Below are 16,909 nucleotides of genomic sequence, written 5' to 3' on the forward strand. Positions count from 1 at the left end.
GGCGACACGCAGCGGCGAGCGGCGGGCCGCCATGCGGCCGGCACGGCGGCTTGCGCCTGATTCGCCGCCCGAACGCTTGCCGCGCGCCCGGGCCGTTTCCGCGACCGCCACCCAGCAGCCGGCGGCTTCGCTCCATATCAATCGAAATGAGTGATTCACGACAAGCCCCTCTCTCTTTTTTGAAGTGGTGTCCACCGCGGTGCGGTGAAAGCGCATTCCACGGCGGGAAAATGGCTCGAATGGGCGTGCGGCGGCCGTTGCCGCATTGCGGATGTCGCGCCAATCGTGATCCGTTACACCGGGGATGGGGCGAGTCTACTAATGGAGGTGGCGGGTGATTATCAAAAAAATAACGAATGTGGCGATAATGCCGATTTCGTTCGGTATTTTTTGATTGTGTGGTTAATCGAACTGAAAGCCTTGTGGGGCAAGGGATTCGTGGATTTTGAGAGGGCGGATTGTTGAGTCGTGTATTGGTGATCTGGCGCACTGTTCGCGGAAAATTGCCGCGATAAAATGTGGTTTCCGGATTGTGTTATTGTGATTCCGGCTATTTAATTGTTTTGCGCATGTATTATTTTCGCTTGAACATTAATAAAATCAAGTGAATGTTGCGCGAGGCCGGTTCGATGCACGGAATTGTGGTTCGGATGAAACGAAAACCGGAGCACGAGTGAAAAGCGGCGCGATTTTCCGCGAGGGCGCGCGGCCCGGACTCGGGCGCGGATAATCGGGGATGCCAGACCGGCGTGACCGGTGATCACGCCGTCGCGTGGCGACGGCAATGGAAGCGGGGAAGCGGCGCGAGCGCGCGTGACTCAGAAATCGATCGGGTCGTCGCCGTCGTCCGCGGCGCCGGCTGCCAGCGCCTCACGAATCACGCCGCCGCACGGCGCGGACGCCGATGCGTCGAGCGCCGGGTTGCGCAGCTTCTCGAGCACGCGCTCGGGCACCGGAATCTGCATCCGCGCGGCGACGTCGCCGCACTGGAACATGATCAGCTCGCCCGGTTCGAATGAGGTCCAGATTTCGTTGTCGGTCAGCGGCTGTGTGGCGATCACCGCGACGCGATCCTCGGGCGTCGTGTATTTCGCGAAGTCGATCGACAGGTCTTCGTCGACCAGGTGCGCGGTCGAGAACGGCCAGCGCCGCACGAGGTAGTGCAGCCGCGTCGAGCAGTGCGCGAAGAGCGCCTGGCCGTTCGACATCAGGAAGTTGAATACGCCGTGATCGGTAATGCCGCGTGTCAGCTCGCCGACGCGCTCGAACAGCTCCGGCAGCGGCGGTTGCGCGCCGGGGAACGCTTCGCGCAGCCCCTGCATCAGCACGCAGAATGCCTTCTCGCTGTCGGTCGTGCCGACCGGATGGTAGACGCTGCCGTCGAGGTCGGGTTCGTAGTCCTGCAGATCGCCGTTATGCGCGAAGATCCAGTGCCGCCCCCACAGCTCGCGCATGAACGGGTGGCTGTTCTCGAGCAGGATGTGACCCTGCGTGGCCTTGCGGATGTGGGCGATCGTGTTCTTGGACTTGATCGGGTAGCGCTTCACCATTTCGGCGAGCGGCGACGTGGCCGAGGCCTGCTGGTCGATGAAGAGGCGACAGGCCTTGTCCTCGAAGAACGCGATTCCCCAGCCGTCCGCATGGTGATCGGTGAGGCCGCCCCGGGCCGCGAAACCTGTGAAGGAGAATGTGACGTCCGTCGGCGCGGCGCAGTTCATTCCTAGGAGTTGGCACATTTTACTTGGGGGCGGGGGCGGAAGCAGGGTAACCAACCGGGGGAACCCCGGTACAATGTGGTTTCTAGCATATCACCGAGCCTTGAGCGGTAAAAAGCGGATTCCGCCGGCCGAAGGCCTCGTGTTGCGGTTTGCCGTCAGTCGGTCCGCGCACGTGCGTTCCGGCCCCGCAGATGGCCAGCCCGTTCCTCACGACGCCTCCTATGACTGCCTCGAACGCTTCCTCTCCGGCGACGCTCACGCTCGCCCGTCCCGACGACCTGCACCTGCACCTGCGCGACGGCGACATGCTGGCCGCGGTGCTGCCGCATACCGCGCGCCAGTTCGCCCGCGCGATCGTCATGCCGAACCTGAAGCCGCCCGTCACGACCACCGCGCACGCGCAGGCCTATCGCGAGCGGATCCTGGCCGCGCTGCCGGCCGGGATGACGTTCGAGCCGCTGATGACGCTGTACCTGACCGACAACACGGCGCCCGACGAAATCCGCCGCGCGCGCGACAGCGGCTTCGTGCACGGCGTGAAGCTGTACCCGGCCGGCGCGACGACGAACTCGGATCACGGCGTCAGCGATCTCGCGAAGTGCGCGAAGACGCTCGAGGTCATGCAGGAAACCGGCATGCCGCTGCTCGTGCACGGCGAGGTGACCGATCCGTCGGTCGACATGTTCGATCGCGAGAAGGTGTTCATCGATCGCGTGATGACGCCGCTGCGCCGCGATTTCCCGGGCCTGAAGGTCGTGTTCGAACACATCACGACGAAGGACGCGGCCGACTACGTGCGCGACGCCGACGCGGCGCCGGGCCTGCTCGGCGCGACGATCACCCCGCAGCACCTGCTGTACAGCCGCAACGCGCTGTTCGTCGGCGGGATTCGCCCGCATTACTACTGCCTGCCGGTGCTGAAGCGCGAAACGCATCGCGTCGCGCTCGTCGAGGCCGCGACGTCGGGCAACCCGCGCTTCTTCCTCGGTACCGACAGCGCGCCGCACGCGCGCGGCGCGAAGGAAACCGCGTGCGGCTGCGCGGGCTGCTACACGGCACTGCACGCGCTCGAGCTGTATGCGGAAGCGTTCGACCAGGCTGGCGCGCTCGACAAGCTGGAAAATTTCGCGAGCCGCTTCGGCGCGGATTTCTACGGGCTGCCGCACAGCACCGAAACCATCACGCTGCGTCGCGAGACCTGGGAATTGCCGCGCGAGGTTTTCGCGGGCGATACGCCGGTCGTGCCGCTGCGCGCCGGCGAAACGATCGGCTGGAAGTTCGCGTGACCGACGCGCCGCCGCGTGACGCCGGCCAGACGGCCGGCGGCGCGCAGTGCTAAAATGCGCGTCGCAAAGTAGGCCAGGCAGTCGCGGCCTCGCCGCCTTCGGGCTGGCGGGGGCGAGGAAAGTCCGGACTCCACAGGGCAGGGTGATGGCTAACGGCCATCCGTGGCGACACGCGGAACAGGGCAACAGAAAGCAAACCGCCGATGGCCCGGCGCAAGCCGGGATCAGGTAAGGGTGAAACGGTGCGGTAAGAGCGCACCGCGGCGACGGCGACGTTCGCCGGCACGGTAACCTCCACCCGGAGCAATTCCAAGTAGGCAGGCGCGCATTTTCGGATGCAGGACGGGGCCCCCGTCTCGTCTGCGGGTAGGAAGCTTGAGCGCGTCAGCAATGGCGCGCCTAGAGGAATGGCTGCCACGCGCTGCGCGCTTCGGCGTGCAGCGTGCACAGAATCCGGCTTATCGGCCTGCTTTGCCGTTCGAATGCGAAAGGGCCGGCGCTCCACCAGGAGCGCCGGCCCTTTTTTTCATGCGTGGCTGCCGTGCGTTCAGTCCGCGACGATGTCGAACGAATGCGTGAGTTCGGCAGTCTTCGCGATCATGATCGACGCGGAGCAGTACTTGTCATGCGACAGGTTGATCGCGCGCTCGACCGTGGCCGGGTTCAGGTTGCGGCCCGTGACGGTGAAGTGGAAGTGGACCTTCGTGAACACCTTCGGATCTTCGCTCGCGCGCTCGGCCTTCAGCGTGACCGAGCAGCCGGTGACTTCCTGGCGACTCTTCTTCAGGATCAGCACGACGTCGTACGCGGTGCAGCCGCCGGTGCCGACCAGCACCATTTCCATCGGGCGCGGCGCGAGGTTATGGCCGCCGCCTTCCGGCGCGCCGTCCATCGCGACGAGATGCCCGCTTCCGGTCTGGGCGGAAAACGCCATGCCGTCCTGACCCATCCAGCTTACTTTGCATTCCATGCTTGCACTCCAGCGTTGCCTGATTCGGATTCGATCCGGCATTGTAGCCCGCTGGGCAACGCTCGGCTGATGCGCTGCACGACGCGACCCGGCGCGCCGGCGCGTGCGATGCCCGGCGGGGCGCCGCACGCCGATTTCCCTGGGGTCCTTAGGGGTTTTACTCTAGGTGCGGCGGGCTTCCGATCCTGCGCTCGTCAACCAATCGATTGATTTTAAAGAGAAAACTCGATTGGCCTCGCGAAAGCGCGCACATCCCACATTGTGGTTTTCGATTTCTCAATGCGAATTTTCTTGTGAAGTCGACGGCGCATTCGTATAATGAGCCTCATTGGTTGTCGCGGTGCGACAATCTCCGCATGTCTCCTCCACACTCCTCCTGAGGTGGATTAAGCCCGAACCAACCGTTCGGGCTTTTTTTCGTCCCATGCAATCAGCGGCGCGCAGTTTGCGCGCTCCGGCACCTGTTCGTGTTCTGATTACGCGATTACGCGGGCTGCCGTGCGGCCGGCCGCGACGCAGCGCCGGGCGGCGTATCCGCGGAACGGGCGGCAGGTGCCGGTGCGGGTGCGGCCGAAGCGTGGCCGTGACCGCGTGCGCAGAAGTGGCGCACGCGTGCGCGTACCGCGCGCAGGCGGGCGATGCGATCTTCGGCATGGGCACCGCGGGCTTCCGCGATGCGGGCGTCGAGTGCGTCGAGCTTGGCCTCGCAGTCGGCCCGGTCGGCGACGGCGGGCGTGGCGGCGGCCAGCAATGCGGCCGCGAGAAAGGGCGTAAGTCTTTGTTTCATCATGCTTGTTTGTTGTTTTTCCGTTGTCGGCCGGTCTGGCGCGGCAAGGTCTGGTGCCGCGCGTCGATGGGTGCCTCCCCGGGCGCTCGGTTCGCCTGGTGTGTTGGGGCACGACCGGATTCTGGCCCATTTCGGGCGCCGCCGGCGCGGGACGTGGATTCCCTTTGACCGCGTTGCCGTATTTCCTTTATAATTCAGGGCTTTTCCGCATTCATGCCCACGGAAAAAGAAACAGGGAGAGCCTGCACCGCGCCTCGAAGCGCACACAGACAAGCAGGAAGAACACATCGGGCAAAGCATTTTTTTTGGATCGATCATGAAGACGTTTTCCGCAAAAGCCCATGAGGTGACGCGCGAATGGTACGTGATTGACGCGACGGATAAGGTTCTCGGCCGTGTTGCCAGCGAAGTGGCACGCCGTCTGCGCGGCAAGCACAAGCCTGAGTTCACCCCGCACGTCGACACTGGTGATTTCATCATCATCATCAACGCAAGCAAGTTGAAGGTCACGGGCAACAAGACTCTGGACAAGAAGTACTACCGTCACTCGGGCTACCCGGGCGGTATCTATGAAACGACGTTCGGCAAGATGCAAGAACGCTTCCCGGGCCGCGCGCTCGAGAAAGCGGTCAAGGGCATGCTGCCGAAGGGCCCGCTCGGCTACGCAATGATCAAGAAGCTGAAGGTCTACGCTGAAGCCACGCATCCGCATTCGGCGCAACAGCCGAAGGCGCTCGAGATCTAAGGGGAGCCCACATGATCGGTAACTGGAACTACGGTACGGGCCGCCGCAAGAGCGCAGTCGCACGTGTCTTCATCAAGGCTGGCAAGGGCGACATCATCGTCAATGGCAAGCCCATCGCTGACTACTTCTCGCGCGAAACGTCGCTGATGATCGTGCGTCAACCGCTGGAACTCACGAACCACGGCCAGACGTTCGACATCAAGGTGAACGTGACGGGCGGCGGTGAAACGGGTCAGGCAGGCGCAGTGCGCCACGGCATCACCCGTGCACTGATCGACTACGATGCAACGCTGAAGCCGTCGCTGTCGACCGCAGGCTTCGTCACGCGCGATGCACGTGAAGTCGAGCGTAAGAAGGTTGGTCTGCGCAAGGCACGTCGCGCAAAGCAGTTCTCGAAGCGTTAATTCCGCTTCATGGCCGCGCCGCTTTCGGGCGCGTCCGCCGAAAAAACCGCCAGCTTTCGCGCTGGCGGTTTTTTTATGCCTGCGCTTTATGCCCGCGCGACGGCCACCCGCGTGGCCGGGCGCATTGAAATCAACAAGAACCTATTGATTTCATGGACATCAGCACGATCTTCTGATCGGCCCTACAATAGCGGCTAAAGCTTTTTGGAGAGTTCGCATGAACGCTGTTACCGAATCCGCAGCAACGACGGCCGAAATGCCGGTACCGTTCGTCTTCACCGACGCCGCGGCCGACAAGGTCAAGCAACTGATCGACGAAGAGGGCAATCCCGACCTGAAGCTGCGCGTGTTCGTGCAGGGCGGCGGCTGCTCGGGCTTCCAGTATGGCTTCACGTTCGACGAGGAAGTCAACGAGGACGACACCGTGATGAACAAGAACGGCGTCCAGCTCCTGATCGACTCGATGAGCTACCAGTACCTGGTCGGCGCCGAGATCGACTACAAGGACGACCTCAACGGCGCCCAGTTCGTGATCAAGAACCCGAACGCAACGACCACCTGCGGGTGCGGCTCGTCGTTCTCGGTCTGAGCATCCGGCAGATCCGCGCCGGTTCGCTGATATGAAAAAACGGGGCTTCATGCCCCGTTTTTTCATTCCCGTCTGCCATGCAGCGCCCGCCGCGCGGCGGGGATCGCGTCAGCGCGGATAAAGCGCGCCGAGCACACGGTTGCCGGCCGCGCCGGTAACCGTCGCAAGATTGCCGGGCTGGCGCGCGGTGAAGCGGTATGCGAGCCACGCGAAGGCGAGCGCCTCGACCTGTTGCGGCGGCACGCCGAGCGCGGCGGTCGTATCGACCGACGCCGGCACGCCGGCCTCGTGCAGCGCGTGCCTGAGCGCGTCGAGCAGCACCGGGTTGCGTGCACCGCCGCCGCATACGAAGAGGGCCTTGCAGCCCGATGCGTGTCTTGCGATCTCGCGTGCGACCGACACGGCAGTGAGCGCCGTGAGGGTCGCCTGCACGTCCTGCGGCGCAACCTGCGCGAACGCGGCGAGCTTCGCGTCGAGCCAGGCGGGATTGAACAGGTCGCGGCCGGTGCTTTTCGGCGGCGGCGCGGCGAAATACGGCTCGTCGAGCAGTGCATCGAGCAGCGGCGCGTGCACGGTGCCGCGCGCGGCGAACTTGCCGCCGTCGTCGTACGGCTTGCCGAGATGGCGGGTCGCCCATTCGTCGAGCAGCGCGTTCGCGGGGCCGCAGTCGAAGCCGCGCACGTCGCCGCCTTCGCCGGGCAGGATCGTGATGTTGCTGATCCCGCCGAGATTGCAGACGACACGCGTCTCGCCGGGCGCGCCGAACACCGTCGCATGGAACGCCGGCGCGAGCGGCGCGCCGTGGCCGCCGGCGGCCACATCGCGGCTGCGGAAATCGGCGATCACGTCCACCTGAGTCAGCTCGGCGAGCAGCGCCGGGTTGTTGAGCTGCCGCGTATAGCCACGCTCGGGGCGATGACGCACCGTCTGGCCGTGCACGCCGATCGCGTGAATCTCGTCGCGCGACAGCCCCGCGGTGCGCTGCAATTCATGGCAGCACACCGCGTAGCGCGCGACCAGCGCATTCGCCGCGAGCGATTCCCGGTCGATTTCATCATTACCCGGCTGCTGCAGCGCGAACAGCACGTCGCGCAGCGATTGCGCGAAGCCGACGAAGGCTTCCGCGAGCACGACCGGTGCCTTGCCGGTCTCGAAACGCACGGCGACGCCGTCGACGCCGTCCATGCTGGTTCCCGACATCAGCCCGAAGTAGATGCCGTCGGCCGGATGGGCGGGTTGCGGATGTCGTTGCGGCACGTTGGGTTCTCCTGGATCGAGCGGCGCGGGCCGGTGCCACGCGCCTTGCGCCCGATTATCCGCGCAACCTGGCGCATCGTTAAGCGATGCACGCGCAAGTTATGGGAAAATCCCTGTCTTTGCGACATTCTTCCCGGCACCGATGAGCACCGAACCCAGTTCCAAGCCTGTTTTCCCGATCACCGACGAAGTCCGCCATGCGCTCGCCGTCACGAAGCGCGGCGTCGACGAACTGCTGATCGAGGAAGAGTTCGCGCAGAAGCTCGCGCGCAGCGCGGCCACCGGCACGCCGCTGCGCATCAAGCTCGGCCTCGACCCGACCGCGCCCGACATCCACATCGGCCATACGGTCGTGCTGAACAAGATGCGTCAGCTGCAGGACCTCGGTCATACCGTGATCTTCCTGATCGGCGATTTCACGTCGCTGATCGGTGATCCGTCGGGCCGCAACGCGACGCGTCCGCCGCTCACGCGCGAACAGATCGAATCGAACGCGAAGACCTATTTCGAACAGGCCGCGCTCGTGCTCGACCGCGAAAAAACCGAGATCCGCTACAACAGCGAATGGTCGATGCCGCTCGGCGCGGACGGAATGATCAAGCTCGCGTCGCGCTACACGGTCGCGCGGATCCTCGAGCGCGAGGACTTCACGAAGCGCTTCCAGGGCGGCGTGCCGATCTCGATCCATGAATTCCTGTACCCGCTGATGCAGGGCTACGACTCGGTCGCGCTGAACGCCGATCTCGAGCTCGGCGGCACGGACCAGAAGTTCAACCTGCTGGTCGGCCGCGAACTGCAGAAGCAGTACGGCCAGGAACAGCAGTGCATCCTGACGATGCCGCTGCTCGAAGGCCTCGACGGCGTCGAGAAGATGTCGAAGTCGAAGGGCAACTACGTCGGCATCAGCGAGAAGCCGACCGACATGTTCGGCAAGCTGATGAGCATCTCGGACACGCTGATGTGGCGTTACTTCGAACTGCTGTCGTTCCGCAGCCTCGACGAGATCGCCGGCTTCAAGCGCGACGCCGAAGGCGGCCGCAACCCGCGCGACTTCAAGGTGCTGCTCGCGCAGGAAATCGTCGCGCGCTTCCACTCGCAGGCCGACGCCGAGCGTGCGCTCGATGACTTCAACCACCGCGCGAAGGGCGGCGTGCCGGACGACATCCCGTCGGTCACGCTCGCGGGCGCGCCGCTCGCGATCGGCCAGCTGCTGAAGCAGGCCGGCCTCGTGCCGTCGACGAGCGAAGCGCTGCGCAACATCGAGCAGGGCGGCGTGAAGATCGACGGCGCGACCGTGTCCGACAAGGGCCTGAAGGTCGAGGCCGGCGAGTTCGTCGTCCAGGTCGGCAAGCGCCGCTTCGCGCGCGTCACGCTGAGCGCATGATCGCGCTGATCCAGCGCGTGAAGCGTGCCGACGTGCGCGTCGGCGACCGCACGACGGGCGAGATCGGCGCGGGCCTGCTCGCGCTCGTCTGTGCGGAGCGCGGCGACACCGAGGCCGCGGCCGACAAGCTCCTCGCGAAGCTGCTCGGCTATCGCGTGTTCAGCGACGCGGCCGGCAAGATGAACCTGCCGGTGTCGAACATCGACGGCGCGGGCGGCGCAGGCGGCCTGCTGCTCGTGTCGCAGTTCACGCTCGCGGCCGATACCAACAGCGGGTTGCGGCCGAGCTTCACGCCGGCCGCGCCGCCCGACGAAGGCGCGCGCCTGTTCGACTATTTCGTCGCGGCCGCGCGCGAACGCCATCCGGTCGTCGAGACGGGCGAGTTCGGCGCCGACATGCAGGTGTCGCTCGTCAACGACGGCCCCGTGACGTTCTGGCTGCAAGTGCGGCCCTGACACTTTCCCGGAGACGCGCCGCGATGGCCACCACGCAGATTCTGTTCATTCGCCATGGCGAAACGGCCTGGAACCGCATCAAGCGCATCCAGGGCCATATCGACATTCCGCTGGCCGAAACGGGGCTCGCGCAGGCGCGGCGGCTGGCCGTCCGGCTCGCGCGGGAAGCGCGCGAAGGGCAGCGGATCGACGCGATCTATTCGAGCGACCTGATGCGTGCGCAGCAGACCGCGCAACCCTTTGCCGATGCGCTCGGGCTGCCGCTGCAGTTGAGCCAAGGGCTGCGCGAACGCGCGTACGGCGTATTCCAGGGGCATGACAGCACCGAGATCGAGACGCTGTTTCCGGACGCCTACGCCGCGTGGCAGACCCGCGACCCGGGCTTCGCGCCCGACGGCGGCGAGTCGCAGCGCGAGTTCTATCATCGTGTGCTGCATGCGCTCGAGCCGATCGTCGCGGCGCATCCGGGCGGCCGGATCGCATGCGTCGCGCACGGCGGCGTACTCGACTGCGTGTATCGCTTTGCAAACGGTCTCGAGCTGTCGGCACCGCGCAGCTATCAACTGCTCAACACGAGCATCAACGTCGTCGATTACGTCGATGGCCGCGCGCAGGTCGTGCAATGGGCCGACGTGTCGCATCTGGACGCCGCGAGCGACGACGACGGGTATCGCAAGGTACTCTGACCGATCGTATCGGCCCGGCCCGGCGTGATGGGCCGGGGTCGCTTTGTGCGAGCGCGCGCGGCGGCAAGCTCGCCAGCTTGTCACACGTATTTGACAGTAAATTGAAATGATCTGAAGGATCGTCAGGCGGGCGGGTTGCCGTCGGGCGGTGGCGCGGCAGCGCGGCGGCGTGCGCGTTTCGACGCGCCGTTGACGAGCGCCCAGCGCAGCACGGGGGCGACCACCCGGACCCCGGGCCGGACCACCGCACGCCGCAGCGGCGCGAACGTCGATACACCGAGCATGCGCTGCGCCCACGGCGGCAGCAGGTCGATTCCCGCATGCATGATCAGCGACGCGGCCGGCCGCAGCGCGGGCGTCGCGACCGGCACATTCAGCAGGATGTCCATCACTTCGAAGGTGCGCGGCCCGGCCGCGAGCTCGGGCTGCATGCGCGCGAGATAGGCCGCTACCTCGGCCCGCGAACGGGGAACGTCGCGGGCGCCGAGCAGCTCGGCGATCAATGCCGTTTCAGCGTAGTAGCCGTCCTGCAACTCGCCCGGCAGAGACGGATTCACATAGCGCAGATGCGCGGCGAGGAAGCTCGATACTTCCGCGACATGCACCCAGGTCAGCAACGCCGGATCGTCGGCCCGGTACGGCCGGCCGTCGGGCGCGCTGCCCGATATGCGCGCGTGGATCGCTTTCACGCGCTCGATCAGCGCGAGTGCGTCCGCGCGGCTGCCGAACGTCGTGCCCGTGATGAACGTGGCGGTGCGCCGCAAGCGGCCGAGGATGTCGGTGCGAAACGACGAGTGATCCCAGACGCCCGCAAGCGCGAGCGGGTGAAGCGCCTGCAGCAGCAGCGCGGCGATGCCGCCCGTCATCATCGACGTGAAATCGGCATGCACGCGCCAGCAGATGGCGTCAGGGCCGAACAGCCCAGGATCCCCGGGCGGCGACGAGAGATCGAGCGACGGACCGCCGCCGCCTGCCGTCAGGTGCGTGACGCCGGCCACGAGCCGCTTGCGGATCGGCTCGGCCCAGCGCGGGCTGGGTGCGGGGTGAGGGCTGGGCGGCGTGGTCATGGCTGGCTTGGCGCTGGCGGCGGGCTACTTTCCGGCGGGGGTGTCCCACATCCCGCGTTCGGCGTTGCCGGCATCGGGCGCGGAGAGTCCGAAATGGCGATACGTGAGCAGCGTCGCGACGCGCCCGCGCGGCGTGCGCTGCAGGAAGCCCTGCTGGATCAGGTACGGCTCGAGCACGTCCTCGATCGTGTCGCGTTCCTCGCCGATCGCCGCCGCGAGGTTGTCGATGCCGACCGGGCCGCCGTCGAACTTGTACAGGATCGCCTCGAGCAGCTTGCGATCCATCAGGTCGAAGCCGACCGGGTCGACGTCGAGCATCGCGAGCGCGGCGTCGGCGACGGCCGCGGTGATCTGGCCGTCAGCCTTCACTTCCGCAAAGTCGCGCACGCGGCGCAGCAGCCGGTTCGCGATCCGCGGCGTGCCGCGCGAGCGCTTCGCGATCTCCAGCGCGCCGTTCGGATCGATGTGCGCGTTCAGCAGCGACGCCGAGCGCCGCACGATGCGCGCCAGCTGGTCGGCATCGTAGAACTCGAGACGCGCGACGATCCCGAAGCGATCGCGCAGCGGGTTGGTCAGCATCCCCGCGCGCGTGGTCGCGCCGACCAGCGTGAACGGCTGCAGGTCGAGCTTCACGCTGCGCGCGGCCGGCCCTTCGCCGATCATGATGTCGATCTGGTAGTCCTCGAGCGCCGGATACAGGATTTCCTCGACGACCGGCGACAGCCGGTGGATTTCGTCGATGAACAGCACGTCGTTCGCTTCGAGGTTGGTCAGCAGCGCGGCGAGGTCGCCCGCGCGTTCGAGCACGGGGCCTGACGTCTGGCGCAGGTTCACGCCCATCTCGCGCGCGATGATATGGGCGAGGGTGGTCTTGCCGAGGCCCGGCGGCCCGAACAGCAGCACGTGGTCGAGCGGCTCGGAGCGGCGCTTCGCGGCCTCGATGAAGATCTCGAGCTGGCCGCGCACCTTTTCCTGGCCGACGTAGTCGTCGAGCTGGCGCGGCCGCAGTGCGCGTTCGAACACCTCCTCGTGCGACGAGGATGGCGTGGCGGCGATGATCCGCTCGGCGGCGAGTTTGTCGGTTTCAATCATGCGGCCATTGTACCGCGCACCGTCACGCGGCCGAACTGGCCGAACGGCCGACTGGCGCGCGCCGCACGGCGGCGCGACACTGGCGCCGACAGCCGGTTCGGGCGCCTGCCCGGGCCGCCGTTACACCTTCGACAGTGCCTTGAGCGCGAGCTTGATGCCCTCGGACACGCCAGTGCCGGCCGGCACGTTCTTGATCGCGGCGAGGCCTTCCTTTTCGGAATAGCCGAGCGCGACGAGCGCGTTGAGGATGTCGGCCGCGTGATCGGACTGCGATGCGGCGCCGGCGAGCGCACCGAGGTCCGCGCCGAGCTTGCCCTTCAGTTCGAGCAGCAGGCGCTCGGCGGTCTTCTTGCCGATGCCGGGCAGGCGCGTGAGGCGCGCGGCGTCCTGCATCGTCACCGCCTGCGCGAGCTCCTGCACGCTCATGCCCGAGAGCACGGCGAGCGCCATGCGCGCGCCGATGCCGGTGATCTTCAGCAGTTCGCGGAAGGTCGTGCGCTCCTGCGGCGTCAGGAAGCCGTACAGCAGGTGCGCGTCCTCCCGCACGATCTGCTGCGTGAGCAGCACGACGCGCTCGCCCGTTTGCGGCAGGTTGTAGAAGGTGCTCATCGGCACGTCGATTTCGTAGCCGACGCCGTTGCAGTCGACGAGCAGGTGAGGCGGGTTCTTTTCGAGCAGGATGCCGGCGATGCGACCGATCATGGATGGCGGGATGCGAGGAGGAAAGCGCGAGTGTAGCGCAGGTGCGGCGCGATGCCGATGGGTTGGCCGTCAGGTCGGGGCGATGCACCGCGCGTGGCCGCGCGCCGCATCGGGCGATTGCGTGACGTCGCGTCAGCCGACGAGCCGTCCGCGCCGCACGCGCAGCCCCTTTTTCGCGAGCGCCGGCGCGAGGCCGCCGATCGCACCGATCGTGCCGAGCGTACTGCCGCTGTGCGCATGGCAGATCGCCATCCCGAGCGCGTCGGCCGCATCGCTGCCGGGCTGGCCGGTGAGGTTGAGCAGCCGCGTGACCATCTCCTGCATCTGCGACTTGGTCGCGCGCCCGTAACCGACGACGGCCTGCTTCAGTTGCAGCGCGGTGTATTCGGCGACCGGCAGGCCGCCGGAGACGAGTCCGCAGATCGCGGCGCCGCGCGCCTGGCCGAGCAGCAGCGTCGACTGCGGGTTCACGTTGACGAACACCTGCTCGATCGCGGCCTGGTCGGGCGCGTGTTCGCGCACGAGCGTCGATACGCCCTGGAAGATCGTGCCGAGCCGCGTGGCCAGGTCGGCCGTCGGCGTGCGGATCACGCCGCTTGCGACATAGGCGAGCCGGTGGCCGCTGACGTCGATGACGCCGAAGCCGGTGACGCGCAGGCCGGGGTCGATGCCGAGAATTCGCATGAGTGAGGAGAAAAACCTGATGCAGCGATACTACAACGAATGGTGCGCGGCGCCGGCCGTACTGTCGCGTGCGCCGGCGGCGCGCAATAAAAAACCCGGCGGGTGCGATGCCGCCGGGTTTGCGTGCGGCGGCCGCGCCGGCCGCGTGCGATCAGTGACGGAAGTGACGCACGCCCGTCAGGATCATCGCGATGCCGTGCTCGTCGGCTGCCGCGATCACTTCGTCGTCGCGCATCGAGCCGCCCGGCTGGATCACGCAGGTCGCGCCTGCCGCCACGACGACGTCGAGACCGTCGCGGAACGGGAAGAACGCATCCGACGCGACGGCCGAGCCGGCAAGAGTGAGGCCTGCGTTCTGCGCCTTGATGCTCGCGATGCGCGCGGAATCGACGCGGCTCATCTGGCCTGCGCCGACGCCGAGCGTCATGCCGTTGCCGCAGAACACGATCGCGTTCGACTTCACGTACTTCGCGACGCGCCATGCGAACAGCAGGTCGTCCATTTCCTTCGCGCTCGGCTGGCGCTTCGTGACGACGCGCAGCTCGCTCGGCTGCACGTTCTTCGAATCGAGCGACTGCACGAGCAGGCCGCCGCCCACGCGCTTCAGGTCGAAGGCGTTATGGCCGTCGCCCAACGCGATCTCGAGCAGACGCACGTTCTGCTTCGCGACGAACACCTGCTTCGCGGCGTCCGAGAACGACGGCGCGATCAGCACTTCGACGAACTGCTTCGCCACCGCCTGCGCGGCCGCCTCGTCGACTTCGCGGTTGAACGCGATGATGCCGCCGAACGCCGACGTCGGGTCGGTCTGGAATGCCTTCGCGTACGCGTCGGCCGAGTCGTTGCCGACCGCGACGCCGCACGGGTTCGCATGCTTGATGATCACGCAGGCCGGCACGTCGAACGTCTTCACGCATTCCCACGCCGCGTCCGAATCCGCGATGTTGTTGTACGACAGCTCCTTGCCCTGCAGCTGGCGGTAGTTCGCCAGTGCGCCGGCCGGCGCCGCGAGGTCGCGGTAGAACGCGGCGCTCTGGTGCGGGTTCTCGCCGTAGCGCAGGTCCTGCACCTTGTCGAACGCCATGTTCAGCGTCGCCGGGTACGCGCTGCGCGACGCGTGCTGCAGCTCGTCGGTCAGGCTCGTCAGGTAGTTCGTGATCGCGCCGTCGTACTGCGCGGTGTGCGCGAACACCTTCGTCGCGAGGCGGAAGTTGGTCGCGTAGCCGATCGCGTTGCCGTTCGCCTTCATTTCGTCGAGCACGACCGCGTAGTCGGCCGGATCGACGACGACCGTCACGTCGCGGTGGTTCTTCGCGGCCGAGCGCAGCATCGTCGGGCCGCCGATGTCGATGTTCTCGATCGCGTCGGCGAGCGTGCAGTCGTCCTTCGCGATCGTCGCGACGAACGGATACAGGTTCACGACCAGCAGGTCGATCGTCGGGATGCCGTGCTGCTCCAGCGCCTGCATGTGCTCGGGCAGGTCGCGGCGGGCGAGGATGCCGCCGTGCACCTTCGGGTGGAGCGTCTTCACGCGCCCATCGAGCATTTCCGGAAAGCCCGTGTAATCAGCCACTTCGGTAACGGGCAGGCCCGCGTCGGCGAGGAGTTTCGCGGTGCCGCCGGTCGACAGCAGCTTGACGCCGAGGTCGGACAGCGACTTCGCGAAGTCGACGATGCCGGTCTTGTCGGAAACGGAAATGAGCGCTTGCTTGATCATGATGGAACCACCAATAGCCAGGGAAACGGGGACGGGACGGCCGGCCTACAGCAGGCCGTGCTGCTGCAGCTTCTTGCGCAGCGTATTGCGATTGATGCCGAGGTACTCCGCGGCGAGCGACTGGTTGCCGCCGGCCTGTACGAGCACGACCTCGAGCATCGGCTTTTCGACGCAGGACATCACCATTTCATAGACGTCGTGCGGATTGGAGCCGTCTAGATCCCGGAAATACACGTCCAGGCTCTCGCGGACACATTGTTCGATGTTGTGCTTGCTCATGCTGCTAACTGGTTATGGTCGTCCGACTCGCCCTGGCCGTTTTCCTCTTCGTCATCGACGTAGACGAGGTGGTCCGACAGCGCTTTTTGCGCCTCGAAGAATGCATTGACGGCGGCGAGCTGCTCGCGGGTGGAATCGAGCGTGTTCATCCTGTGCCGGAACCCGTTGGCACCGGAAAGGCCGCGAGTGTACCAGCCGATGTGCTTGCGCGCAGTACGGACTCCCGTGAATTCACCGTAGAACGCGTAGTGGTCTTCCAGGTGTTCGTTCATCACGTGCTGGATCTCGTCGATCCGCGGCGGGGGCAGCAGCTCGCCGGTTTGCAGGAAATGATCGATTTCACGGAACAGCCACGGCCGGCCTTGCGCGGCGCGACCGATCATCAGTGCGTCGGCGCCGGTTGCGTCGAGCACGGCCTTCGCTTTCGCCGGCGACGTGATGTCGCCGTTCGCGACGACCGGGATGCGCACGGCCGCCTTCACGGCCGCGATGGTGTCGTATTCCGCGTCGCCGCGGTAGAGGTCGGCGCGCGTGCGGCCGTGCACAGTCAGCATCGAGATGCCGGCCGCTTCGGCGAGGCGCGCGACCGTGATCGCGTTCTTGTGCTCGCGATCCCAGCCGGTGCGGATCTTCAGCGTGACGGGCACCGCATCCGGCCCCGTGCCGACCGCCGCGACGACGGCCTCGACGATCCGCTGCACGAGCGGCTCGTTCTGCAGCAGCGCGGAGCCGGCCGCGACGTTGCAGACCTTCTTCGCCGGGCAGCCCATGTTGATGTCGATGATCTGCGCGCCGTTGTCGACGTTGTAGCGGGCCGCTTCGGCCATCATCGCGGGATCGGCGCCGGCGATCTGCACCGCGATCGGCTCGACTTCGCCTTCGTGGTTCGCCCGCCGCATCGTCTTCGCGCTTTTCCACAGCTGCGCATTGGACGCGACCATCTCGGACACGGCGTATCCGGCCCCCAGCCGCTTGCACAGCTGGCGGAACGGACGATCCGTCACGCCGGCCATCGGCGCGACGAACAGGTTGTTACGCAAAACGTGAGAGCCGATAACGGGCATCGCAATGGCACCGCCCGCGAGCG

The 16,909-nt window shown here is 66.3% G+C and carries 20 protein-coding genes and 1 other RNA gene; 10 read left to right on the forward strand and 11 right to left on the reverse strand.

Annotated elements, in window-relative coordinates; genetic code table 11:
• Positions 1-204 precede the first annotated feature (204 nt).
• A complete protein-coding gene (locus F3J14_RS21635; protein ID WP_166724758.1) occupies positions 205-465 on the forward strand; it encodes a hypothetical protein in 261 nt (86 codons plus the stop codon).
• Between the two features lie 353 nt (positions 466-818).
• Here F3J14_RS21635 and F3J14_RS21640 read toward each other — a convergent pair whose 3' ends face one another.
• Positions 819-1,736 carry a class II glutamine amidotransferase gene (locus tag F3J14_RS21640; protein WP_043173545.1) on the reverse strand — a complete coding sequence of 306 codons (918 nt, stop codon included), beginning with the start codon at positions 1,734-1,736 and terminating at the stop codon, positions 819-821.
• 203 nt (positions 1,737-1,939) lie between these two features.
• Here F3J14_RS21640 and pyrC point away from each other — a divergent pair, with 203 nt between their 5' ends.
• Positions 1,940-3,004: a dihydroorotase gene (pyrC, locus tag F3J14_RS21645; RefSeq protein ID WP_166724759.1), complete on the forward strand. Its 1,065-nt coding sequence runs from the start codon at positions 1,940-1,942 to the stop codon at positions 3,002-3,004.
• Between the two features lie 65 nt (positions 3,005-3,069).
• Positions 3,070-3,481, forward strand: an RNA gene (gene rnpB / locus F3J14_RS21650) — RNase P RNA component class A.
• A 70-nt stretch (positions 3,482-3,551) separates the two neighbouring features.
• Here rnpB and F3J14_RS21655 read toward each other — a convergent pair.
• Positions 3,552-4,016, reverse strand: a complete 465-nt coding sequence (locus F3J14_RS21655; protein ID WP_072465471.1) for an OsmC family protein — start codon at positions 4,014-4,016, stop codon at positions 3,552-3,554.
• Positions 4,017-4,458: 442 nt separating this feature from the next.
• Positions 4,459-4,764 carry a hypothetical protein gene (locus F3J14_RS21660; RefSeq protein ID WP_166724760.1) on the reverse strand — a complete coding sequence of 102 codons (306 nt, stop codon included), beginning with the start codon at positions 4,762-4,764 and terminating at the stop codon, positions 4,459-4,461.
• A gap of 313 nt (positions 4,765-5,077) precedes the next feature.
• Between F3J14_RS21660 and rplM the strand changes: the two genes are divergently transcribed.
• The 4 genes from rplM to erpA are packed head-to-tail and all read left to right on the forward strand — an operon-like array spanning position 5,078 to position 6,499.
• On the forward strand, positions 5,078-5,506 hold the full coding sequence (gene rplM / locus F3J14_RS21665) for a 50S ribosomal protein L13 (RefSeq protein WP_009687896.1): 429 nt from the start codon (positions 5,078-5,080) through the stop codon (positions 5,504-5,506).
• 11 nt (positions 5,507-5,517) lie between these two features.
• Complete coding sequence (gene rpsI, locus F3J14_RS21670; RefSeq protein WP_006751887.1) at positions 5,518-5,910, forward strand: 30S ribosomal protein S9; 393 nt, start codon at positions 5,518-5,520, stop codon at positions 5,908-5,910.
• A 9-nt stretch (positions 5,911-5,919) separates the two neighbouring features.
• A complete protein-coding gene (locus F3J14_RS21675; RefSeq protein WP_166724756.1) occupies positions 5,920-6,108 on the forward strand; it encodes a hypothetical protein in 189 nt (62 codons plus the stop codon).
• 19 nt (positions 6,109-6,127) lie between these two features.
• Positions 6,128-6,499: an iron-sulfur cluster insertion protein ErpA gene (erpA, locus tag F3J14_RS21680; protein ID WP_006751888.1), complete on the forward strand. Its 372-nt coding sequence runs from the start codon at positions 6,128-6,130 to the stop codon at positions 6,497-6,499.
• Between the two features lie 108 nt (positions 6,500-6,607).
• Here erpA and F3J14_RS21685 read toward each other — a convergent pair whose 3' ends face one another.
• Complete coding sequence (locus F3J14_RS21685) at positions 6,608-7,756, reverse strand: anhydro-N-acetylmuramic acid kinase (RefSeq protein ID WP_166724761.1); 1,149 nt, start codon at positions 7,754-7,756, stop codon at positions 6,608-6,610.
• A 142-nt stretch (positions 7,757-7,898) separates the two neighbouring features.
• Here F3J14_RS21685 and tyrS point away from each other — a divergent pair, with 142 nt between their 5' ends.
• Genes tyrS through F3J14_RS21700 form a run of 3 tightly spaced genes read left to right on the forward strand, consistent with a single transcriptional unit; the run spans position 7,899 to position 10,281 of the window.
• Positions 7,899-9,140 carry a tyrosine--tRNA ligase gene (gene tyrS / locus F3J14_RS21690; protein ID WP_006751890.1) on the forward strand — a complete coding sequence of 414 codons (1,242 nt, stop codon included), beginning with the start codon at positions 7,899-7,901 and terminating at the stop codon, positions 9,138-9,140.
• Entirely contained in the window at positions 9,137-9,595 is a 459-nt protein-coding gene (gene dtd, locus F3J14_RS21695; RefSeq protein WP_006751891.1) for a D-aminoacyl-tRNA deacylase, read from the forward strand. Before tyrS ends, dtd begins: the two co-directional genes overlap by 4 nt.
• A 23-nt stretch (positions 9,596-9,618) precedes the next feature.
• Complete coding sequence (locus F3J14_RS21700; RefSeq protein WP_166724762.1) at positions 9,619-10,281, forward strand: histidine phosphatase family protein; 663 nt, start codon at positions 9,619-9,621, stop codon at positions 10,279-10,281.
• 122 nt (positions 10,282-10,403) lie between these two features.
• Here the strand turns inward: F3J14_RS21700 and F3J14_RS21705 are convergent, their stop codons facing one another.
• The 7 genes from F3J14_RS21705 to dusB form a co-directional block, all read right to left on the reverse strand.
• On the reverse strand, positions 10,404-11,348 hold the full coding sequence (locus F3J14_RS21705) for an oxygenase MpaB family protein (RefSeq protein ID WP_166724763.1): 945 nt from the start codon (positions 11,346-11,348) through the stop codon (positions 10,404-10,406).
• Positions 11,349-11,372: 24 nt separating this feature from the next.
• Complete coding sequence (gene ruvB / locus F3J14_RS21710; RefSeq protein ID WP_166724764.1) at positions 11,373-12,440, reverse strand: Holliday junction branch migration DNA helicase RuvB; 1,068 nt, start codon at positions 12,438-12,440, stop codon at positions 11,373-11,375.
• A gap of 120 nt (positions 12,441-12,560) precedes the next feature.
• Entirely contained in the window at positions 12,561-13,142 is a 582-nt protein-coding gene (ruvA, locus tag F3J14_RS21715) for a Holliday junction branch migration protein RuvA (RefSeq protein ID WP_011655984.1), read from the reverse strand.
• 132 nt (positions 13,143-13,274) lie between these two features.
• Complete coding sequence (gene ruvC / locus F3J14_RS21720; protein ID WP_006751896.1) at positions 13,275-13,826, reverse strand: crossover junction endodeoxyribonuclease RuvC; 552 nt, start codon at positions 13,824-13,826, stop codon at positions 13,275-13,277.
• A gap of 151 nt (positions 13,827-13,977) precedes the next feature.
• On the reverse strand, positions 13,978-15,543 hold the full coding sequence (purH, locus tag F3J14_RS21725; RefSeq protein ID WP_166724765.1) for a bifunctional phosphoribosylaminoimidazolecarboxamide formyltransferase/IMP cyclohydrolase: 1,566 nt from the start codon (positions 15,541-15,543) through the stop codon (positions 13,978-13,980).
• Between the two features lie 45 nt (positions 15,544-15,588).
• On the reverse strand, positions 15,589-15,822 hold the full coding sequence (locus F3J14_RS21730; protein ID WP_006476892.1) for a Fis family transcriptional regulator: 234 nt from the start codon (positions 15,820-15,822) through the stop codon (positions 15,589-15,591).
• Positions 15,819-16,886 carry a tRNA dihydrouridine synthase DusB gene (gene dusB / locus F3J14_RS21735; protein ID WP_006751898.1) on the reverse strand — a complete coding sequence of 356 codons (1,068 nt, stop codon included), beginning with the start codon at positions 16,884-16,886 and terminating at the stop codon, positions 15,819-15,821. The genes F3J14_RS21730 and dusB overlap by 4 nt, the downstream gene beginning before the upstream one ends.
• Between the last annotated feature and the right edge of the window lie 23 nt (positions 16,887-16,909).

Origin of the sequence: Burkholderia sp. Tr-862 (assembly GCF_011753085.1) — a bacterium.
Taxonomy (GTDB): domain Bacteria; phylum Pseudomonadota; class Gammaproteobacteria; order Burkholderiales; family Burkholderiaceae; genus Burkholderia; species Burkholderia ambifaria.

What these genes read in the sequence shown, in the direction of transcription:
- dtd (WP_006751891.1), top strand. Translation starts at nt 9,137, where the DNA reads ATGATCGCGCTGATCCAGCGCGTGAAGCGTGCCGACGTGCGCGTCGGC.
- erpA (WP_006751888.1), top strand. Translation starts at nt 6,128, where the DNA reads ATGAACGCTGTTACCGAATCCGCAGCAACGACGGCCGAAATGCCGGTA.
- tyrS (WP_006751890.1), top strand. Translation starts at nt 7,899, where the DNA reads ATGAGCACCGAACCCAGTTCCAAGCCTGTTTTCCCGATCACCGACGAA.
- rplM (WP_009687896.1), top strand. Translation starts at nt 5,078, where the DNA reads ATGAAGACGTTTTCCGCAAAAGCCCATGAGGTGACGCGCGAATGGTAC.
- F3J14_RS21705 (WP_166724763.1), bottom strand. Translation starts at nt 11,348, where the DNA reads ATGACCACGCCGCCCAGCCCTCACCCCGCACCCAGCCCGCGCTGGGCC.
- ruvC (WP_006751896.1), bottom strand. Translation starts at nt 13,826, where the DNA reads ATGCGAATTCTCGGCATCGACCCCGGCCTGCGCGTCACCGGCTTCGGC.
- pyrC (WP_166724759.1), top strand. Translation starts at nt 1,940, where the DNA reads ATGACTGCCTCGAACGCTTCCTCTCCGGCGACGCTCACGCTCGCCCGT.
- F3J14_RS21655 (WP_072465471.1), bottom strand. Translation starts at nt 4,016, where the DNA reads ATGCCGGATCGAATCCGAATCAGGCAACGCTGGAGTGCAAGCATGGAA.
- F3J14_RS21700 (WP_166724762.1), top strand. Translation starts at nt 9,619, where the DNA reads ATGGCCACCACGCAGATTCTGTTCATTCGCCATGGCGAAACGGCCTGG.
- F3J14_RS21640 (WP_043173545.1), bottom strand. Translation starts at nt 1,736, where the DNA reads ATGTGCCAACTCCTAGGAATGAACTGCGCCGCGCCGACGGACGTCACA.
- F3J14_RS21660 (WP_166724760.1), bottom strand. Translation starts at nt 4,764, where the DNA reads ATGATGAAACAAAGACTTACGCCCTTTCTCGCGGCCGCATTGCTGGCC.
- dusB (WP_006751898.1), bottom strand. Translation starts at nt 16,886, where the DNA reads ATGCCCGTTATCGGCTCTCACGTTTTGCGTAACAACCTGTTCGTCGCG.
- F3J14_RS21730 (WP_006476892.1), bottom strand. Translation starts at nt 15,822, where the DNA reads ATGAGCAAGCACAACATCGAACAATGTGTCCGCGAGAGCCTGGACGTG.
- rpsI (WP_006751887.1), top strand. Translation starts at nt 5,518, where the DNA reads ATGATCGGTAACTGGAACTACGGTACGGGCCGCCGCAAGAGCGCAGTC.
- ruvB (WP_166724764.1), bottom strand. Translation starts at nt 12,440, where the DNA reads ATGATTGAAACCGACAAACTCGCCGCCGAGCGGATCATCGCCGCCACG.
- F3J14_RS21675 (WP_166724756.1), top strand. Translation starts at nt 5,920, where the DNA reads ATGGCCGCGCCGCTTTCGGGCGCGTCCGCCGAAAAAACCGCCAGCTTT.
- purH (WP_166724765.1), bottom strand. Translation starts at nt 15,543, where the DNA reads ATGATCAAGCAAGCGCTCATTTCCGTTTCCGACAAGACCGGCATCGTC.
- ruvA (WP_011655984.1), bottom strand. Translation starts at nt 13,142, where the DNA reads ATGATCGGTCGCATCGCCGGCATCCTGCTCGAAAAGAACCCGCCTCAC.